We start from the raw sequence: 18,337 nt of genomic DNA, 5'->3' as shown, positions 1-18,337 counted from the left end.
GTCACCCGCCATTGCCGCCCCCGAGGTGCTCGTCCAGGATGACCTCGACGGCCGAATGCGCCTCGACGTTCGCGAGATGCGCCGCGTCGCCCACGATGTAGAGCGACGAGTCGCGGATCGCCTCGCTGATGGCCCGCAGGTGCTCCGGAGGCGTGGCGTGGTCCTGCGCCGCCGCGATCACCGCGGTCGGCGCGGTGATGCGGGGCAACGCCGGCCGCAGGTCCATGTCGCGGATCGCCTCGCAACACGCGGCGTACGCAAAAGGATCGGTCGACAGCAACATGTCGTGGAACGACCGCACCCGCATCGCGTCGAAGTGCGGCGTGAACCAGCGGCCCACGACGGCGTCCGCGATGCGTTCCAGGCCGCCCGCCCGCACGTCGAGGATCCGCTTGTCCCACAACGCCTTGTCCTCGAACCACGCCGTCGTGCACACCAGGGCGAGCCGGGAGATCCGGTCGGTGTACGCGGCCAGCCACATGCCGACCATGCCGCCGAGCGACACGCCGCAGTACTCGACGCGGCGCAGCCCCAGGTGGTCCAGCAGCTCCACCACGTCGCCGGCGAGGTCGGCCAGCGTGTACGGCCCCGGCGGAGCCGCGCTGCCGCCGTGCCCGCGGTGGTCGTAGCGCAGGATGCGCAACGGCAGGCCGAACCCGTCCCACAGCCTCGTCGTGGTGCCCAGCGAGTTGCCGAGCACGAGCACCGGCGCGTCCTCGGGGCCGGACAGCTCGAAATGCGGGATCACGACACCTCCCGGTGCTCACACATCGAAGAACACCGTCTCGTCGGGCCCCTGCAGCACGATGTCGAACCGGTACCCGTACGGCGCGGCCGACGCGACCAGCGTCTGCCGCAACGCGGGCTCCACCACTGCGAGCACGGGGTCGTCGTCGAGGTTGTCCTCGGGGAAGTAGATCCGGGTGACCAGCCGCACGAGGATGCCGCGGCAGAACACCGACACGGCGATGTGCGGCGCCTGTCCAGGCAGCGCGCCGGGTTTGAGTGTCACGAACTCGAAGCGCCCGTTGACATCCGTGGGACAGCGCCCGAACCCGCGAAACCCCGACGCGACCGCGCCGCGCGGGTCGTCGGGGTGGTCGAACCGCCCGTCCGGGTCTGCCTGCCACGTCTCGATCAACGCGTCCGGCACGGGATCACCGGCGCCGTCGAGCACGCGCCCGACGATCCGGATCGCGCCGGGGGTGTCCGGCGCGACGACGAACGGCCCGTCCTCCCACGGCAGGCCGATCGCGAAGAACGGCCCGACCGTCTGGGACGAGGTCGTCACCAGGGATTCAGTCATCGTCGTCCTCCTCTTCCACCGGCGTGGGGTTCTTGCCGCGCAGCACGATGTCCCAGCTGTACGCCAGTGCCCACTCGGGCACGGTCGCGGACAGGTCGAACGTCGCGATCATCGACTCGCGGGCGCGCGGGTCGCGGACCGAGTTGAAGATCGGGTCCTGACCGAACAACGGGTCGCCGGGGAAGTACATCTGGGTGATCAGCCGTTGCGTGAAAGCCGTGCCGAACAACGAGAAGTGGATGTGCGCCGGCCGCCACGCGTTGTGGTGGTTGCGCCACGGGTACGCGCCCGGCTGGATCGTGGTGAACGAGTACCGCCCGGCCGCGTCGGTCATGCAGCGGCCGACGCCGGAGAAGTTCGGGTCCAGCGGCGCGGGGTGCCGGTCGCCCGCGTGGTGGTAGCGGCCGGAGGCGTTGGCCTGCCAGACCTCCACGAGGGTGTCCGGGACCGGCCGCCCGTCACCGTCCAGCACGCGCCCGGTGACGATGATCCGCTGCCCGAGCGGTTCGCCGGGATGCTGGATGGTCAGGTCGTTGTCGTGCGGGCCGACCCGTTCCGCGCCCAGCAGCGGGCCGGTGACCTCGGTAAGCCGTTGCGGGATCAGCACGAGCGGCCGTTTCGGGGCGCGGCCGGGGTTCGAGACGTAGTCGGGCCAGTGCACCGGTGGTTGCGACTCCGGGTCGCGCCGGTAGGTCGGTAGCTCCAAGACAGATCTCCTCAGCGAAGGGAACGGAGCACGGCGAGTTCGGCGGCGGACGGCGGCGACGTGACGGACAACGATGGCGAGACGGCGAGCGGCCACCCGGTGGCGGCGCGGGCGTCGTCGGCGGACACCCCGGGATGCAACGAGGTCAGCACCAGTTCCCCGGTGTCATCCGGTTCGAGCACCCCGAGGTCGGTGATCACCATGCGCGGGGCGGCCGCGGAGGTGACGAAGTCCAGACCGTCCACAAAGGTCTTCAGTGACTGGCGCACCACCACGATCACCGACCGGCAACAGGACGCGATCTCCGGTGCTCCCCCGGCTCCGGGCAGGCGCACCTTCGGTGCGGAGTAGGGCCCGATCACGGTCGTGTTGATGTTGCCCCGGCGGTCGAGCTGCGCGGCACCGAGGAACCCTACGTCCACGCGCCCCGGCTGCAGCCAGTAGTTGAAGATCTCCGGCACGGACACCACGGCATCCGCGGTCGAAGCGAGCTCACCGTCCCCAATGGACAGTGGCAGGGTCGACGGCTTCGACCCGATGCACCCGGACTCGTAGATCAGCACCAGGCCGGGCGCGTGGGTGCGGCGCGCGAGGTTGGCCGCGGTGCTGGGAATGCCGATGCCGACGAAGCACACCGCGCCGTCGGCCAGCGTCCGCGCGGCGGCGACGGTCATCATCTCGTCAGCGGTGTAGGTCACGCAGCCACCCCTCGAAGGCCGAGCGGTCCCGGCTGATCGCGTCCCACCGCTGGTAGAAGTCGTTGTCCCGCACCGAATAGCCGTCCGCGTAGGACGGATGCGCCCCGCCCGGCACGTGCGCCACGCGGTCGACGACCCACGACGGCAGCACGACCGCGCCCGGCATCGGCATGAGCTCCTCGACGACCTCCTCGACGGTGACCAGCGACCGTGCCGCGGCCAGCACGGCCTCCTTCTGCACACCCGTGATGCCCCACAGCTGCACGTTCCCCGCGCGATCGGCGCGCTGTGCGTGCACGACCGCAGAGTCGAGCCGCAGCGCGGGCACCGCGGTGAGCACCTCACCGGTGAACGGACACGTGATCGGCCTGATCGACGGCGTCACGGACGGCAGGTCGGTGCCCGGCGCCCCGCGCAGCACGGCGAACGGCAGGCCCGACGCGGCGGCCACGTACCGATTCGCCATCGCGGCGTGCGAGTACTCCTCGATCTCCAGCGTGCCGTCCTGCACCGCGGCGCGGAACCGGTGCAGCGACCCGACGCCGGGGTTGCCGCCCCACGAGAACACCAGCCTGCGCGCGCACCCGGCGCCGATCAGCTGGTCGTAGAGGACGTCAGGTGTCATCCGCACGAGCGTCAGCTCACGGCGGCGCTGCCGGATCACCTCGTGCCCCGCGGCGAACGGGATGAGGTGCGTGAAGCCCTCGAACGCGACGGTGTCCCCGTCGCGCACCACCTCCGCGACCGCCTCGGCCAGCGACGTGATGACGGCCATCCAGCGGCCTCCGTTCGCTATGCGAACACGAATTCGTATTTCGAACGTACGCCGATTCGCATTGACCGGTCAATCAAAACTGGCTGCACATGGTGAATCGATAGAAACCTTACGGTTGACACCCGCGACCCCAAGGTATGTTCTTCAGTACACGTACTAATTCCGGGGAGCTCTCCGTTCCCAGGTGGAGGTAGCCGTGGACATGGACCGGCAGCCCGGACATCTGATCCGGCGCGCGCAACAGGTCCACCACCAGCTGTGGACGAGCATGGTCTCGCCGGACATCACGCCCACGCAGTTCGCGGTGCTGAGCGCGATCGCGGCCAACCCGGCCATCGACCAGAACACCCTCGCCCGCCAGACGTCGCTGGACACGTCCACCGTGGCCGACGTCGTCTACCGCCTCGACGCCCGCGGTTACCTCGCCCGCACCAAGTCCCCCGAAGACCGGCGGCGCTACCTGATCACGCTGACCGACGAGGGACGCCGGATCTTCGCGGAGATCTCGCAGGCCGCGCCGCGGATGACCGAACGGCTCGTCGGTTGCCTCACCGAGGGCGACCGGCGGGACCTCGTGCGCATCCTGCGGCGGGTGGTCGAGGCGGGTGAGTCACCCTCCGCGACAGGCCTGTCAGTTGACCTCAAACGACGGGATCTGATCTCATGAGAGCGCGACCACGGAGGAAGTCCCTTGAGAATCGTGCTCCCGTCGGGGACTGATGCCGTCCTCGAGCGGCCGGCTGAGCCCGTCGCCGGCCTCGTGCTGCTGACGGGCGAGTCCGCGCTGCGACCGCTGTTCGACGAACTATGCGCGCGGATCGCCGCCGAGTGGAACGTGACCGTGTGCGCGCCGGCGGACGAGTCCTTGACGTCGATCGAGCAGGCCGCGGACGCGGTGGGCTGCGCACGTCAGCTCGTAGTCGGGTTCGGCCGGGATCGGACCTACCTAGCCGCGGCGGACGGGCGGTTCGACCGCCTGGTGTCGTTCTACGGCCCGGTGAGCCCCGAGGCGGTGGCGGCGCTGAACGGCAACGGGCATCGCGTGCTCGCGCTCGTCGGCATGCGCGACCCGCTGATCCGGCCGGCGGACATCGTCACGCTCGACCGGCGCGGCGTGACCGTCGTGCGCTACTACGAGGCCGAGCACGGGTTCGTCCACGATCCGGAACGGCCCGCCCACCGCCCGGCCGACGCGGCGAACGCGTGGAAGCGTGCCCGCGACTGGCTTGAGGTGTAGCGCGCCGGACGCGTGGAAACGTGTCCGCACCCCGGATGCCCCGGATCGTGCCCGCGACCGGCCCAACGCACCCTGCGCCGTAAGCGTGATGGTCCGTATCCAAGGGCCAGTGATCGAAACAAGACGTCCGCGGTGCGCTCTGATGCTTCCCGAAGGGGGCGAACACGAAGGGAAGCAAGTGATGCACAGGTTGTTGCTGTCGCTGGCGGTCGCCGTGGCCGGGCTGGCGGTGCCCGTCCCGGCGTCGGCCTCCGACGTCACCCCGGCCTCGGCCGGGCTCTGCAGGTTCGGCAACCAGTGGGTGATCTCGGGTGACTGGGACGGTAACGGCGGCGACGGCATCGGCGTCGTCGACGACACAGCGGACGGGCTGGAGTGGTTCCTGCGCAACGATCCCGGCTCCGGCGCCACCGACTTCCACTTCAAGTTCGGCGCCAAGGGCGACATGCCGCTCGTCGGCGACTGGGACGGCAAGAACGGCGACGGCATCGCCGTGGCGAGGTGGGCCAACAAGAAGCTGCAGTGGCAGCTGCGCAACACGTTGAGCGCGGGCGCGCCGGACGCGTCGTTCAGCTACGGCTCCGACATCGACCTGCCGGTCGTGGGCGACTGGGACGGCAAGAACGGCGACAGCATCGGCGCCTGGCACCTGTCCGGAAACAAGATCGAGTGGTCGCTGCGCAACAGCGCGAACGCTGGTGCCCCGACGACGATCTTCTCCTTCGGCGCCAAGGGCGACCGGGCCGAGGTCGGTGACTGGGACGGCAAGAGCGGCGACGGCATCGGGACGTCGCACCGCGGCACCGGGATGGACTGGATCCTGCGCGACAAGGCCTCCGCTGGTTCTCCCGGCAAGAGCTTCACCTTCGGCGACGGCAAGACCGACTGCACGCTGACCGGCGACTGGGACGGTGACGGCGTCGACAGCGTCGGCATCGTCCGCAACCAGAGCGGCCGCGAATGGCAACTGCGCAACGCGCTGAGCGCGGGCGCCCCCGACTACACCTTCAAGTACTGACGTCCGCAGATCCCATCGGCGTCTGGGGTGTGGGTCACCGGCTCGGGTGGCCCACACCGAAACGCCGTTACGGGGAGCAGAATGACGGGGACCGAGCGTCGCCGGACCGCCCAGGGACCCCATGACGATCCAGACCTCCGACCCCTTCGTGCACGAGGCGCTGCTGTACCGGGACGAGGACGACTTCCTCGCCGGCACCGCGCCGTTCGTATCCGCCGCGGTCGACGCGGGCGAGGCGGTCCTCGTCGCCGTTCCCGAATCCGGCATCGCGCTGTTGCGCGACGAGCTCGGCCGCCGGTCGGACCGCGTCAGCTTCCTCGACATGCACGAGGCGGGCCGCAACCCCGGCCGCATCCTGCCCGGCGTCCTGCTGGCGTTCAGCGCGTCCGCGCCCACGGCGCCGGTGCGCATCATCGGCGAGCCGATCTGGCCCGGCCGCACGGAACTGGAGTACCCGGCGTGCGTGCAGCACGAGGCGATGATCAACTCGGCGTTCGCCGGGCGGCACGGCACGATCCTCTGCCCGTACGACGCGCGCGGGCTGGAGCCGTTCATGCTGCATGACGCCGAGCGCACACACCCGATCGTCGTCGAGGACCGCGTCCGCCGGCCGAGCTGCCGCTACACGAGACCCGAACAGCTGGCCGAGGAGTTCAACCTGCCGCTGCCGCCCGCGCCCGGTGAGGCCGAGCTGCACGGGTTCTCGGTCGGCAACCTCTGGTACACGCGCAAGCTAGTGGAGACGTTCGCGGGCGAGTCCGGGCTGCGCCGGCCACAGGTCGAAGATCTCGTGCTGGCGGTCAACGAGCTCGCGACCAACAGCATCCTGCACGCCACCGGTCACGGCGTGCTGCGGATGTGGCGCGACGACGCGACGGTCGTGTGCGAGGTCACCGACTCGTCGCGGACGCCGATATCGACGACGCTGACCGGGCTCGACGCGTTCGGGATGGTCATGGTGAACCTGTTGTGTGACCTGGTTCGCACTCACATGAGTCACACGGGGACCACCGTTCGGGTGTACTTGTCCCGATAGGGTGTGGCCGTCATTTCATCGCCATGCGGATGTCACACGGCTCTGGTCTCCTGGACCGCCTATGACAGACCACCTGAGCCCCCTCGACGTCGCCTTCCTCGCCATGGAAGGCGACAGCAACCCGCTGCACCTCGGTGCCGTGGCGACGTTCGCACCCCGGCAGCCGGTCCACCCCAGCCGCATCGCCGCCGTGCTCTGCGAACGCGTGCTGGAGATCCCCCGCATGCGCCAGCGCGCCCGCATGTCGTGGCTGCCGCCCGGTGGCGCGCGCTGGGTCGAGGATCCGGCGTTCGCGCCGGAGGATCACGTGTTCACGCACCACGTGCGCGGCCGCGACCGGTTCAACACGCTGGTGTCACACCTGATGGCGCAGCCGCTCGACCTCGACCGGCCGCCGTGGGAGCTGCACGTCGTCACCGGCCTGCCCGGCGGCCGGTACGCCGTCGTCGCGAAGCTGCACCACTCGCTGTGCGACGGCATGAAGGCCGTCGGGCTCGGGCTGCGGCTGTTCGACGAGTCCCGGCTGTCCATTCCGGACGCTCCCCCGCCCGCCCGGTCGTTCCCCAATCTGGAGGACATGGTGCGCGGCGTGAAGGACACGTTCGACATCGCGTCGTCGGTGTTCCTCAACACGCGCCCGCCGGCGCTGAGCTCCCCGGTGCTCACCTCGTCGTCACGCCCGCGCCGCGTCGTGACCGCCCGCATGGATCTCACGGACGTGCACCGGGTCCGCCGCGAGTACGGCGGCACCGTCAACGACGTGCTGCTCGCCCTGGTGACCGGCGCGCTGCGGCACTGGCTGCTGGCCCACGACAGCGCGCGTCCCGGTGCCGTGGTCCGCGCGTTGATCCCGGTCAACCAGCGCGGCCGTTCCGGCAACGGCAACGCGGGCAACCAGATCTCCGGCTTCCTGTGCGAGCTGCCGGTCGGTGAGACGGATCCGTTGCAGCGCCTGCGGATCATCCGCGACCAGATGGACCGCAACAAGCAGCAGGGCCCCGACCGCGGCCCCGGCGCGCTGCCACTGCTGGCCGACCGCGTGCCGCCGATCCTGCACCGCCTGGCCGCGCCGGTCGCCGCCCGCTGCGCGCCCCTGCTGTTCGACACGCTCGTGACGTCCGTGCCGCTGCCGTCGGTGCCGCTGACCCTGGACGGGGCCGAGCTGTGCGAGCTCTACCCGGTCGCGCCGGTGGCCCCCGGCCACGCCGTGGGCATCGCGCTGTCGACGTACCGCAGCGCCGTGCACTTCTGCCTGCACACCAACCAGGCGTGGATGTCCGACACGCACTGGCTGGACGGCGTGCTGCGCCGTGAGCTGGCCGCGCTGCAGCCCGCGCCGGTGGCCGCTGTTTACACGTGAGGCCTGCCGGGCACACGAAGTGACATGACGACCACGGTCATCCTCGACGTGGACGGCACGCTGGTGGACACGAACTACCACCACACGGTGGCGTGGACGCGGGCGTTCCGCCGATTCGACCGCACCGTGCCCGCGTGGCGCATCCACCGCGCCATCGGCATGGGCGGCGACAAGCTGGTCGCGGCCGTCGCGGGTGACGTGACCGAGCGGGAGATCGGCGACGACGTGCGCCAGGCGTGGATGGACGAGTTCGACGAGTTCCTCGCCGACATCCAGCCCCTCGAAGGCGCGCACCGGCTGATCACGGCGGCTTTGGAGCAGCACTCCGTGGTGCTCGCCAGCTCGGGCAAGAAGCAGCACGTGGAGCACTACCTGGAGGTCCTCGACGCGCGCGACGTGCTGTGGACGAGCGCCGACGACGTGGAGGACAGCAAGCCCGACCCCGACCTGATCCACGTGGCGCTCCGGAAGGCGTCGGCCACGCGGGCCGTGGTGATCGGTGATTCCGTCTGGGACTGCGAGGCGGCCACACACGCCGGCCTGCCGTCCATCGGGCTGCTCACCGGCGGATTCTCCCGGGCCGAGCTCACCGATCGCGGCGCCTCCGCCGTCTACGAGACGCTCGACGACCTGCGCGCCGACCTGGCGGACCTGCCGTTCGCCGAACCCGCCTGAGGCTTACCGGCGGGGGCGCTATGAGGGGAGCTTTACAAGCGCTGACCGCCATGAAGGGTCCCCTCATAGCATCCCGCGCGAGCTAAGGCTTGCCGGGGTTGGAGGGCTTGCCCGTCGTCCGCTTCGTCGTCGGCTCGGCCGTGGTCGGGTCGCTCGCCGGCGGGTTGCCGTGACTGGTCTCCGTGACGTTCGGCGGGGCGTCCCCCGAACCCGACCCCGAGCTCGGCTGGCTCCCCTGCGCGGGCGCGTCGCCGGACCGCACGACGGTCACCGTCGACGCGGTGCCGTTCACGGTCACCGACACGGTCTCGGTGATCTGCGAAGCCGAGGGCTCCTTCGACGTGGACTCGGAGTTCCCGTTCGCGGGCGGCGCCGAGCCACCGAGGTTCGTCACGATGACGGTGAGCGCCGTGACCGCGGCCGCCGCGGCGGCCACCGCGTAACCGACCTTGCGCACCCGCCGCCGGGGAAGCGGCTCGTCCACAAGGGACTCTTCGGGTTCCGGCAGCAACGCGGGCAGCCCGCGACTGGCCTCCTGCGCCGCGAGCAACGCCGAGGCGCACATCAACGCCGACGGCCGCTTGGCCGGGTCGAGCTCGGTCATCGACTTCAGGAGCGACGACCACTCCTTCGGCAGCCCCGCCGGAATCCGCGGCAACCGGGACAGCCGGGCGAGCGCCGCCTCCGCGTCGCCACCGGGGTACTCGGGCCGCCCGGTGAGGCACTCGAGCAGCACCAGGCCGAGCGCGTACACGTCCGCCTTCGGACCGACCGTCGAGCCCTTCACCTGCTCCGGCGCGAGGTAGCCGGCCGTGCCGACCAGGATCCCGGATTTCGTCACACGGGTGACGTGCGCCTGCAGCGCCAGCCCGAAGTCGGCCAGGTAGGCCTGCTTCTCGGTGTCGTCGATCAGGATGTTCGACGGCTTGATGTCCCGGTGCACGACGCCGACCTCGTGCACGTACCCGAGGATCTGCGCGATCTGCCCGCCCACGCGTGCCACGAAGGCCGGCGGCAGCGGGTCGGCCATCCGCTGGCGCAGCGTGCCGCCGGTGACCTCCTGCATCACGTAGTACGGCCGCCGGTTGTGGGCGCCGAAGTCGTACACGGTGACCACGCCGCGGCAGTGCAGCGTGCTGAGCATGCGGGCCTCGCGCTCGAGCCGCACGACGTCGTCGGGCTGTGCGGACCCGTCGAAGACCTTGATCGCGACGGACCGTGACAACTCCCGGTCATAGGCCCGGTAGACCTCTGCCATGCCGCCCGTGCCGATGACGGTGCCGACCACGTACCGACCGGCGATCACCTGCCCGGTCAGGTCCCCGTCCCACGGCTCGATCATCCCGCTTGGGCCTCCGACTTGTTCCCCGACTTCAGGGGGCAACCTAGCGGTCACCCAGTGCAGTGGGAATACAGATACCCGAACGATCTTCGGATCAAACCGCTCGGCCCAGAGCCCCCGCCCCGGTTCGGCCTAGTCCGCGCTGGTCAGACCGGCTCGACGACCAGTTCGGCCTCGATCCGGCGCACCAGTTCCTCGTCCCGGGCCAACTGGTCGGCGTCGGTGGTGGCCAGCACGACGTACCCGAGACTGGTCCACAGGTCCTCGGTCCGAGGCACCCGCGATCCCTCACGGTACGGGATCACGTCGCGGTTGAACGACGGCATCAGCGTGTCCAGCCGGTCCAGGCGCGCGGCGTTGCGCAGCACCCCGGCGGCGGGCGAGGACAGGTACACGGTCTTGACGAACTGGCGCTGCTCGTACAGGCCGACGGACCGGTCCCCATCCACCCAGTGGCGGACCATCCGGGTGATCTGTGACTCGCCGGCCCCGAGGAACGACAGCTCCTGCTGCTCCGCCCCCGCACACCGCGCGCCGATCTCGATCAGCCGCGGCCCGTCGGCGGTGATCATCACCTCGACGTGGGCGGGGCCGTTGCGCACGCCGGTGGCGTCGAGCACCTGCCGCACGTACTCGAAGAGCACGGGCACGACGGGATCGGTGGGCGACACGAAGGTGTTGGAGAGGTAGATCCCGAGCCGGTCGCCCCGGCGTTCCTTGGCGTAGCGCCACACGGCGGCCAGGCCGTGCGCCCCATCGATGGAGTAGGTGTCCACCTCGTACTCGGTGCCGATGGCGAGCTCCTGCACCAGGACGCGGTCGTTGACGATGTCCAACTTGTTCACGCTGCCGAGGATGCGGTGGAAGAGACTCCGCCAGTCGCCGCTAGCGGACGAGACGAACACGTCGTCCGTGCCGCCGCTCTCCTGTGGCTTGAGGACGATCGAGTCGAGTCCGGTGGCCGTGAGCCACTCCGCGACCTCGTCGGCGGAGTCGGACGAGATCTGGCGCAGATGCGGGACTCCGGCCGCGCGCAGCGCCAGGTACATCTCGTACTTGTCGCGGCGGGCATGCGAACGCTCCAGGACGTTGCTCCGTCCGGGGGCGATCAGCTCGGACAGGGCCTCGGCGGTCTCCACTCCGGTCTCGGTACCGGGGACCACGCACAGCGGCTCGTGGATGGACAGCTTGTCCGCCAACGGCTCCAGCGGTCCTTCGACCACGTGCACCTCGGCGAAGTTCTCGGGGAACCACGACTTCGCCAGACCGGCCGGGGGCTCCGGCGTGGTCAGGACCGCGATCGCACCCACACCTCGTTCGGCGAACGCGGGAGCGATCCCCCGCCCGGCCGAGTAGGGGTCCACTACGACGACCTTGCGATCCGCCACCGATTCCACTCCGATCTTCGCCGACTGCACTGCGCAGTGTGCCGAACTGACGAGCCGGTCAACAATCGGGGATTCGGCTGGAATTCCTGTCTCAACTGGACTCACACGAGATCATCGTCACTCGGGTCGAAACGCAGTAACCGTAACGTTTCCGGAGTTACCAGCAAGGGCGCCCATGCGCGCCAGTGCCGGCGCAGCCGCGAGGTGAAGTCGTGCTGGCCCGTCAGCGCCTGCGAGACCAGTTGCACGCCCAGGAAGTCCGCGACGATCTGCTCGGCGGCGTGCCGCAGGTTCACGTCGTCGCGCAGCTCGCCGCACGCCCGCGCCTGCGACAGCAGGTCGCGCACGACGGAGATCCAGCCGACGAACTGGCCGGCGGCGGCCAGGTCGAAGAACGCGGCCTCGCGCAACAGCCGGCTGCTGACGCGCACCATCAGGTCGGACTCCAGCCGGCGGGCGAACTCGAACGACAGGTCGACCAGCGTCTGCACCGCACCCAGTTCACGCTTCAACAGCTCGTCGACCAGTTCGTGCCACAACAGGGACTGATGCTCGATGATCGCGACGCCGAGCGCCTCCTTGGAGCGGAAGTGGCAGTACAGCGCGCCTTTCGTCACTCGGGCTCGGGCGCACACCGTGCGCAGGTTCGACCCGGCGAAGCCCTCGACGTCGAACACCTCCGCCGCCGCGCGCAGAAGGTTGCGCCGCGTCCGCGCCGCCTGGGGAGTACGACTCATCAAGAGACCTTGGCCCGTCACGCCATCTGAGCGGTGCCGAGCGCCAGCGCCACCGCGAGGGTGTCCTGAAGTTGCCAGTACTGCTCGATCTCACCGCGGTACACCGCGACCGACATCGCGAAGTCCATGTCCAGCAACGCTCCCGTCGCGATGACCCGCCAACGCGTCCAACCGAGCACGACCGCGTCCCCGCCGTCGGTCACGACCTGCCGCACGGTCAGCTGTTCCAGCTCCAGAATGTCGAACAGCGCCAGGAAGTACGACTCGACCTCCCGGCCGTTGCGAGCACCATCACTCCACCGGGTGCCGCCCAGATCGGGCACCCGCCAGTCCACACGCGGCGCGAACAGCCTGGCTATCCCGGCGGCGTCGCGCGCCGCGAGCCGGCTGAGCAGGACCTGGACCACCTCTACCGTCGACAGCACCCGGCTGGTCAACTCAGGCTCACTCCTGTCCTTGCGCGATCAACTACATCTCACCCTAGCCAGTCGCGCAACACTGCAGAACATTCGCTCGGTCACAGTGCGGCGAACGGGGGAATCAACATATAGGTGACATATCAACGACCACCGGTATCACCGTTTTGCGGCGTGCAAGCCCAGTAAAAACCGGGCACTGTGATGATGTCGATCGCGACAGCAACCGAGAAACGGAGCGGTGTGGTGCACGCCACCGAATCCATATCGATGCTCATTCCGCAGGCGAGGAGAGAACGTGGGCTGACCCAGGAGGAACTTGCGCGAAGGTTGTCTGAAATCTCCCGGAACGACAGCATAACCAGGGAAGACATCTCGCGCTGGGAGCGCGGCAAGCGGATCCCCGGCCCGTACTGGCGGAGCTGGATCAGCAAGGCGCTCGAAATGCCCTGTGACGACGTCGAACGGGCCGCGACCGTGGCCAGGACGAACCGCAGGGAACACCGGCAACTCAGGTAATGCGAGCGGTGCCGCGGCCGACCGGCAGGGGGTCGGCCGCCCGCGGGCACGGCGCACGGGGCGCCCCTCGAAGAACTGGCCCCGTGCGCCAGACCCGCCACCTGGACAAGACTGCGAAGGCGTGATGAGCAGCATTCTGCTCGCAAGCCTGGTCTCCGCGCTGATCAGCGCTCCCGCCCCCGGTACGTCCCCGATCAGGGTGAACGAGGTGGCCGCGGGCACTCAGGGCTTCGTCGAGCTAGCAAACACCGGCAACGCCGCCGTCGACATCGGCGGCTGGATCATCAGGTCATGCCAGAACGGCAAGGCCGGCCCACTCGCCACAATTCCGCTCGGCACGGAACTGCCCGCGGGTACGTTCTTCCTGATAGTTGGTCACGACTTCACGGGCACCGCCGAAAGACTCTTGTTCGTAGGGTCCATAGACCCTGGTGAAGTCTCGTTGCGCAATGCTAACGGCGCACGCATTGATGGTCTCGCATTCACCAGTAATTCACCATGCCGCGAGGGCGCCCCGACGGAGCAATGCGCTTACTCCTCCGTTGGCCGTGATTCGTTGTCTCGCGACACCGACGACAACGCGGCCGATTTCACCTGTCAACCGGTAACGCCGGACCAACCGAATGAAATGGCCCCTTTCCAGGAACGTCATCAGGCGGAAACATGAAATGTGCCCGGCAAGGCGGAAGGGAACGGAAATCCGCAGCCGGGAAATCCGTCCACATTTCTGAAAGGTTCCTACCATGCGTCGAATGGTGATCGGTGGCCTTGCGCTGGCGATGTCCGCACTGGCCGCGATGAGCGGCTCCGCCAACGCGGACCAGCCCGACGCCGGCATCGAGGCCATCTCGCCGGTTGTGATCAACGAGGTGTCCGCGATCGGCCCGAACGGTGAGCTCGACGAGGCCATCGAGATCGTGAACATGACCGCCGACGTCGTCGACCTCGAGAACTACGTCGTCAAGGTCTACAGCAGCACCAACCAGGTACTGCAGACGATCCGGCTGGAGGGCATCACGCTGCAGCCGCAGGACAACCAGGGCAGCATCCTCGTGCTGACGGGCGTCAACTTCAGCAGCACCGTGGCGCCTGGTGCGCAGGTGCAGCCGATCGCGTTCACCGGCCAGCTCGGCATCCCGACCAACGGTGGCGTGGCCCTGTTCAGCTCGCTCGAGCCGACCGCCGCGAAGGTCGACGGTGTCGCGATGTCGAACGGCGCCGTGACGCCGCGCGAAGGCACGCCCGCGATCGCCGAGAACCCGCGCACCGCGCAGCTCGAGGCTTCCAACCAGCGCAACATCCTGAGCACTGACACGAACAACAACCGCGTCGACTTCCAGCTGCACACCCGCACCTTCGGTGCGCTCAACTAACCGGTAACCACAGGTGGCGCGTTGTCGCCGTTGGCGACAACGCGCCGCCGTTTTTCATTTCACAGCAAGGCAATCGGCCTCACCCTGATCGCCATGCGCCTGCTGCCGTTGATCCTGCTGCTGCCCCTGCCAGTCGTGGCTCCACACAACGGAGCCGCGTCCCCTCTACCTCCACCATCCAGTGAGACCGCCGTCCACCACGTCACCCTCATCACGGGTGACGTGGTGCGTTATGCGGAGAACCAAGACGGCCGAAAAGCCGTTCAAGTGGAACCCGCGGCGCGACCAGACGGTCCACCGCCCGCGTTCCAGACCATCACCGACGACGACGGCTTCTACGTCTACCCCTCCGACGCCCTGCCGTACGTCGCGACCGGCAAGGTCTCCAGCGCCCTGTTCAATGTCACGAGCCTGGTCCGCCAGGGACTCGCCGACGAGGAGACCAACACCCTGCCGGTGATCGTCACGTCCGACGGTCCGATGGCGATGTCCGCCGCCGAGACGCACACTACCGTCGCGAGTCTCGGCGCCTCCGGTGTCCACGTCGACAAGGCGAACGCCGAGAAGTTCTGGGCATCCGTTCCCAACGCCCGCAAAGTGCTGCTGGACAAGCGGATCCATGTCGACCTCGACCGAAGCACCAAACAGATCGGCGCACCCGCCGCGTGGGCCGCGGGTCTCGACGGCGACGGCATCACCGTCGGTGTCGTCGACACGGGCATCGACGCCGAGCACCCGTGGCTGAAGGAGAAGGTCGTCGAGTCCGAGAACTTCACCGACGATCCGGACGTGGCCGACCAGCACGGCCACGGCACGCACGTCGCGTCGATCGTCACCGGTGTCGCGCCCGCCACGAAACTGGTGGTGGCCAAGGTGTTCGACGCCTCCGGTGAGGGTGAGACGTCCCGCATCATGGCGGGTGTCGAGTGGGCCGCCACGCACGGCGCGAAGATCGTGAACCTGAGCATGGGCGGTGAGGCGACCGACGGCACGGACGAGCTGAGCACGCTCGTCAACGACCTGTCCGAGCGCACCGGAACGCTGTTCGTCGTCGCCGCGGGCAACAACGGTCCCGGCGCCCGCACCATCACGACTCCCGGCGCGGCGACGAAGGCGCTCACCGTCGGCGCCGTCGACCGCGACAACAAGATCACCGACTTCAGCAGCCGCGGGCCACGGCTCGGTGACGCGGCGATCAAGCCGGAGATCACCGCACCCGGCGCCGGCATCGTCGCGGCACGCGCCGCCGGAACGTCAATGGGCGCACCGGTGGACGACCTGCGCACCGCCGCGTCCGGCACGTCGATGGCCACGCCGCACGTCGCCGGTGCCGCCGCGATCCTCGCGCAGCAACACCCGTCGTGGTCCGGCCAGGCGTTGAAGAGCGCGTTGGTCGACAGCGCGCACGATGCCGGGCATCAGGTGTTCCAGCAGGGCTGCGGCGTGCTGGACGTGGCCCGCGCGATCAGCCGGCCCGCCTACGCCACGCTCGACGGCGAGGTGCTCACCTACGTCAACGACGGTGACACGCCGCTCGAGCTCGACCTGAGCACGTCGTTCCAGGGCTGGGACGGTAAGAACACCAAGCTGGACACCGACAAGAAGCACCTCACCGTGCCCGCGCACGGCAAGGCCTCGACCACGTTGTCCGCCGACCTGCCCACGGCCGGCGCGTACGGCGGCGTCGTGGCGACCAAGGGCACCGCGGAGTTCCGCACCCCGGTCAGCATGTACGTCGCCCCGGAGAAGTACTCGGTGAACGTACACGTGAAGGACTCGACCGGTAAGCCGGTCAGCTCCACGGTCGGACTACTGATCGACGACTCCGGCGGCCACGACAACGCCAACGACCCGTTCGACACCGACGTCACGTTCGCCTTCAACGTGGTGGACGGCGAGGGTTCCGTGGCCGTGCCGGGCGGTTCGTACTCGGCCATGACGTGGGCGAAGGAGCCGCGCCTGGACGGCCGTCGCTGGACCGCGCTGTCCGCGCCGGAACTGAAGATCGGCGAGGAACGCGACCTCACCCTCGACGCCCGGCTGGGCGTGCCGATCGGCGTCACCGCGCCGATCCCGGTCGACCAGCGCGACCGCACGATCATGCTGCGCCGCGCCGTCACCGACCACATCGACGAGGCGGGTCTCGTGCTCGGCCAGACCACGTGGCAGCCGTACGTCACGCCGGTTCCCGCGGCCAAGCAGGGCGCGATCTCGTTGCAGGACACCGTGACGCTCCACCGCAAGGCCGTTGAGATGGGCGACCTGCACCCGGAGTACGACGCCGGCACGCTGGCCGTCAAGTACCCCGGCAAGCACACGCTGCCGGTCGTCACGTCCGGCGACGTGACCGGCAAGGCCGTGCTGGTCAAGATCGCGGCGCCGACCGGTCCGGGCGACCCGACGGCCGCCGTGTTCAAGGCCGCCACCCAGGCCGCGACCGCGAACGCCAAGGCGGCACTGGTGATCGCGTACGTCGACGCGCCGAACGCCGTGCCGATCAGCAACCTGTCCAGCGCGACCGTGCCCGTCGTGTCGGTCAGCAAGGCGGAGGCGGCCAAGATCGGCGCCCAGGTGACGATCGACGTGCGGCCGCAGCCGGACGAGGTGTTCAACCTGAGTTTCCTGGACGCCAACGGAATCCCCGCCGACCACGTGAAGAAGGTCAACCGCGACGACCTGATCCGCGTCAACACCGAGTACCACGCCGAGAAGCCCGGCCTGACCGTGCAGAAGACGTGGTACCCGTTCCCGACCGGGCTGTGGCAGACGCAGTTCCTCAGCGGCGTCACGTTCCCGGTGCCCGCGAAGTGGACCGAGTACATCGGACCGGCCAACGCGGGCATGGTGTGGAAGCGCGGTGTCACGCTCAACGGCACCGACGAGAAGGGCGTGCGGGCCGCGTTGTCCATGTACCAGCAGAACATCTACAAGCCCGGCGAACACAGCCGCCCGGACGAGGCATGGTTCTCCGCGCCGATCCACAGTGGAGCCCTGGTGCTGCAGTCCGACCACCCGGCGCGGTACCCGGACGGCGACGCGTGGAACCAGCTGTGCTCGCCGTGCCGCGTGGGCGACGTGCTCGTGCCGGTGCTCAACTGGGGTGACGGCGTGCCCGGCCACTTCACCAACCCGTACGAGAACGGCCGGTACCGCACCGCCACGACGACCCGGTTGTTCAAGGGAGACAAGGAGATCCAGCCGGACAAGAGCAACCCGTACGCGCCGTTCCCGACGTGGGTCCTCGACCCGGCGCCGACGACGTACCGGATGACGCAGGTCGACGCCTTCCCGCCGGGAGCCACCTACGGCGCGCCCAACGGCGCCCTGTTCCGGCTGGCGTCCCGGGTGGACACCACGTGGACGTTCGAGTCGCGGCAGAGCACGCAGAAACCCAGCAGGGGCTACAACTGCTACCACGGCACGACGTGCGCGGTGCAGCCGATGATCCAGCTGCACCACCGCTTCCCGCTCGACCTGTCGAACTCGGCCAAGCCGAACGTCGACTACACCTTCAGCACCGAGGCCCTCTCGACCCGTCCGGTCACGACGCTGACCATGGAGTACTCGGGTGACGGCAAGACGTGGCAGAAGGCGAGCGTCACGCCGAAGGACGGCACGTGGACCGTCACGGTCCACAACCCGGCGAGCGGTTTCGTCTGGATGCGCACCGAGGCCCGCGACGCGGGCGGCAACACGGTGAGCCAAACGATGCAGAACGCCTACGCCATCGCCGGAACGTAAGACACACGGG

General features: G+C 69.2%; 19 protein-coding genes. 10 read left to right on the top strand and 9 right to left on the bottom strand.

The window, feature by feature from the left end:
• Nucleotide 1 precedes the first annotated feature (1 nt).
• The 5 genes from pcaD to QSK35_RS29045 are packed head-to-tail and all read right to left on the bottom strand — an operon-like array spanning nucleotide 2 to nucleotide 3,485.
• Complete coding sequence (gene pcaD, locus QSK35_RS29065) at nucleotides 2-748, bottom strand: 3-oxoadipate enol-lactonase (protein ID WP_285750727.1); 747 nt, start codon at nucleotides 746-748, stop codon at nucleotides 2-4.
• Between the two features lie 15 nt (nucleotides 749-763).
• Nucleotides 764-1,306, bottom strand: coding sequence for a protocatechuate 3,4-dioxygenase subunit alpha (gene pcaG, locus QSK35_RS29060; RefSeq protein ID WP_285750726.1), 543 nt, complete (start codon nucleotides 1,304-1,306; stop codon nucleotides 764-766).
• Nucleotides 1,299-2,012, bottom strand: coding sequence for a protocatechuate 3,4-dioxygenase subunit beta (pcaH, locus tag QSK35_RS29055; RefSeq protein WP_285750725.1), 714 nt, complete (start codon nucleotides 2,010-2,012; stop codon nucleotides 1,299-1,301). Before pcaH ends, pcaG begins: the two co-directional genes overlap by 8 nt.
• Nucleotides 2,013-2,023: 11 nt before the next feature.
• Nucleotides 2,024-2,689, bottom strand: a complete 666-nt coding sequence (locus tag QSK35_RS29050) for a CoA-transferase subunit beta (RefSeq protein ID WP_285750880.1) — start codon at nucleotides 2,687-2,689, stop codon at nucleotides 2,024-2,026.
• A 4-nt stretch (nucleotides 2,690-2,693) separates the two neighbouring features.
• The gene (locus QSK35_RS29045; RefSeq protein WP_285750724.1) at nucleotides 2,694-3,485 is read right to left on the bottom strand and encodes a CoA transferase subunit A; all 792 of its coding nucleotides are present in this window, start codon (nucleotides 3,483-3,485) and stop codon (nucleotides 2,694-2,696) included.
• Nucleotides 3,486-3,669: 184 nt separating this feature from the next.
• Between QSK35_RS29045 and QSK35_RS29040 the strand changes: the two genes are divergently transcribed.
• The 6 genes from QSK35_RS29040 (at nucleotide 3,670) to QSK35_RS29015 (ending at nucleotide 8,811) form a co-directional block, all read left to right on the top strand.
• Complete coding sequence (locus QSK35_RS29040; protein ID WP_285750723.1) at nucleotides 3,670-4,152, top strand: MarR family winged helix-turn-helix transcriptional regulator; 483 nt, start codon at nucleotides 3,670-3,672, stop codon at nucleotides 4,150-4,152.
• A gap of 33 nt (nucleotides 4,153-4,185) precedes the next feature.
• The gene (locus QSK35_RS29035) at nucleotides 4,186-4,722 is read left to right on the top strand and encodes a dienelactone hydrolase family protein (RefSeq protein WP_285750879.1); all 537 of its coding nucleotides are present in this window, start codon (nucleotides 4,186-4,188) and stop codon (nucleotides 4,720-4,722) included.
• Between the two features lie 181 nt (nucleotides 4,723-4,903).
• On the top strand, nucleotides 4,904-5,740 hold the full coding sequence (locus QSK35_RS29030) for a hypothetical protein (RefSeq protein ID WP_285750722.1): 837 nt from the start codon (nucleotides 4,904-4,906) through the stop codon (nucleotides 5,738-5,740).
• 121 nt (nucleotides 5,741-5,861) lie between these two features.
• Nucleotides 5,862-6,776 carry an anti-sigma factor RsbA family regulatory protein gene (locus tag QSK35_RS29025; protein ID WP_285750721.1) on the top strand — a complete coding sequence of 305 codons (915 nt, stop codon included), beginning with the start codon at nucleotides 5,862-5,864 and terminating at the stop codon, nucleotides 6,774-6,776.
• Between the two features lie 61 nt (nucleotides 6,777-6,837).
• A complete protein-coding gene (locus tag QSK35_RS29020) occupies nucleotides 6,838-8,136 on the top strand; it encodes a wax ester/triacylglycerol synthase family O-acyltransferase (RefSeq protein WP_285750720.1) in 1,299 nt (432 codons plus the stop codon).
• 24 nt (nucleotides 8,137-8,160) lie between these two features.
• Nucleotides 8,161-8,811, top strand: a complete 651-nt coding sequence (locus tag QSK35_RS29015) for an HAD family hydrolase (protein WP_285750719.1) — start codon at nucleotides 8,161-8,163, stop codon at nucleotides 8,809-8,811.
• A gap of 82 nt (nucleotides 8,812-8,893) precedes the next feature.
• Here QSK35_RS29015 and QSK35_RS29010 read toward each other — a convergent pair whose 3' ends face one another.
• The 4 genes from QSK35_RS29010 to QSK35_RS28995 form a co-directional block, all read right to left on the bottom strand.
• Nucleotides 8,894-10,153 carry a serine/threonine-protein kinase gene (locus QSK35_RS29010; protein WP_285750718.1) on the bottom strand — a complete coding sequence of 420 codons (1,260 nt, stop codon included), beginning with the start codon at nucleotides 10,151-10,153 and terminating at the stop codon, nucleotides 8,894-8,896.
• Nucleotides 10,154-10,299: 146 nt separating this feature from the next.
• Nucleotides 10,300-11,541, bottom strand: coding sequence for an ATP-grasp domain-containing protein (locus QSK35_RS29005; protein ID WP_285750717.1), 1,242 nt, complete (start codon nucleotides 11,539-11,541; stop codon nucleotides 10,300-10,302).
• A gap of 101 nt (nucleotides 11,542-11,642) precedes the next feature.
• Nucleotides 11,643-12,278: a ScbR family autoregulator-binding transcription factor gene (locus QSK35_RS29000; protein ID WP_285750716.1), complete on the bottom strand. Its 636-nt coding sequence runs from the start codon at nucleotides 12,276-12,278 to the stop codon at nucleotides 11,643-11,645.
• Between the two features lie 17 nt (nucleotides 12,279-12,295).
• Complete coding sequence (locus tag QSK35_RS28995) at nucleotides 12,296-12,715, bottom strand: nuclear transport factor 2 family protein (protein WP_285750715.1); 420 nt, start codon at nucleotides 12,713-12,715, stop codon at nucleotides 12,296-12,298.
• Nucleotides 12,716-12,898: 183 nt separating this feature from the next.
• Here QSK35_RS28995 and QSK35_RS28990 point away from each other — a divergent pair, with 183 nt between their 5' ends.
• From QSK35_RS28990 to QSK35_RS28975, 4 genes are all read left to right on the top strand, one after another.
• The gene (locus QSK35_RS28990) at nucleotides 12,899-13,213 is read left to right on the top strand and encodes a helix-turn-helix transcriptional regulator (RefSeq protein ID WP_352244159.1); all 315 of its coding nucleotides are present in this window, start codon (nucleotides 12,899-12,901) and stop codon (nucleotides 13,211-13,213) included.
• Nucleotides 13,214-13,337: 124 nt separating this feature from the next.
• Nucleotides 13,338-13,880, top strand: coding sequence for a lamin tail domain-containing protein (locus tag QSK35_RS28985; RefSeq protein ID WP_285750714.1), 543 nt, complete (start codon nucleotides 13,338-13,340; stop codon nucleotides 13,878-13,880).
• 76 nt (nucleotides 13,881-13,956) lie between these two features.
• A complete protein-coding gene (locus QSK35_RS28980) occupies nucleotides 13,957-14,586 on the top strand; it encodes a lamin tail domain-containing protein (RefSeq protein ID WP_285750713.1) in 630 nt (209 codons plus the stop codon).
• Nucleotides 14,587-14,679: 93 nt separating this feature from the next.
• Nucleotides 14,680-18,327: a S8 family peptidase gene (locus QSK35_RS28975; RefSeq protein WP_285750712.1), complete on the top strand. Its 3,648-nt coding sequence runs from the start codon at nucleotides 14,680-14,682 to the stop codon at nucleotides 18,325-18,327.
• The last annotated feature ends 10 nt before the right edge of the window (nucleotides 18,328-18,337 follow it).

The organism is Lentzea sp. NBRC 105346 (assembly GCF_030269605.1).
Lineage (GTDB): Bacteria > Actinomycetota > Actinomycetes > Mycobacteriales > Pseudonocardiaceae > Lentzea.
This window is presented reverse-complemented; position numbering and strand designations above follow the sequence as displayed.

Excerpts from the sequence above, each read along its gene's own strand:
- pcaG (WP_285750726.1), bottom strand. The coding sequence starts at position 1,306 with ATGACTGAATCCCTGGTGACGACCTCGTCCCAGACGGTCGGGCCGTTC.
- QSK35_RS29050 (WP_285750880.1), bottom strand. The coding sequence starts at position 2,689 with ATGATGACCGTCGCCGCCGCGCGGACGCTGGCCGACGGCGCGGTGTGC.
- QSK35_RS29045 (WP_285750724.1), bottom strand. The coding sequence starts at position 3,485 with ATGGCCGTCATCACGTCGCTGGCCGAGGCGGTCGCGGAGGTGGTGCGC.
- QSK35_RS29030 (WP_285750722.1), top strand. The coding sequence starts at position 4,904 with ATGCACAGGTTGTTGCTGTCGCTGGCGGTCGCCGTGGCCGGGCTGGCG.
- QSK35_RS29025 (WP_285750721.1), top strand. The coding sequence starts at position 5,862 with ATGACGATCCAGACCTCCGACCCCTTCGTGCACGAGGCGCTGCTGTAC.
- QSK35_RS29020 (WP_285750720.1), top strand. The coding sequence starts at position 6,838 with ATGACAGACCACCTGAGCCCCCTCGACGTCGCCTTCCTCGCCATGGAA.
- QSK35_RS29015 (WP_285750719.1), top strand. The coding sequence starts at position 8,161 with ATGACGACCACGGTCATCCTCGACGTGGACGGCACGCTGGTGGACACG.
- QSK35_RS29010 (WP_285750718.1), bottom strand. The coding sequence starts at position 10,153 with ATGATCGAGCCGTGGGACGGGGACCTGACCGGGCAGGTGATCGCCGGT.
- QSK35_RS29000 (WP_285750716.1), bottom strand. The coding sequence starts at position 12,278 with ATGAGTCGTACTCCCCAGGCGGCGCGGACGCGGCGCAACCTTCTGCGC.
- QSK35_RS28990 (WP_352244159.1), top strand. The coding sequence starts at position 12,899 with ATGATGTCGATCGCGACAGCAACCGAGAAACGGAGCGGTGTGGTGCAC.
- QSK35_RS28985 (WP_285750714.1), top strand. The coding sequence starts at position 13,338 with ATGAGCAGCATTCTGCTCGCAAGCCTGGTCTCCGCGCTGATCAGCGCT.
- QSK35_RS28980 (WP_285750713.1), top strand. The coding sequence starts at position 13,957 with ATGCGTCGAATGGTGATCGGTGGCCTTGCGCTGGCGATGTCCGCACTG.
- QSK35_RS28975 (WP_285750712.1), top strand. The coding sequence starts at position 14,680 with ATGCGCCTGCTGCCGTTGATCCTGCTGCTGCCCCTGCCAGTCGTGGCT.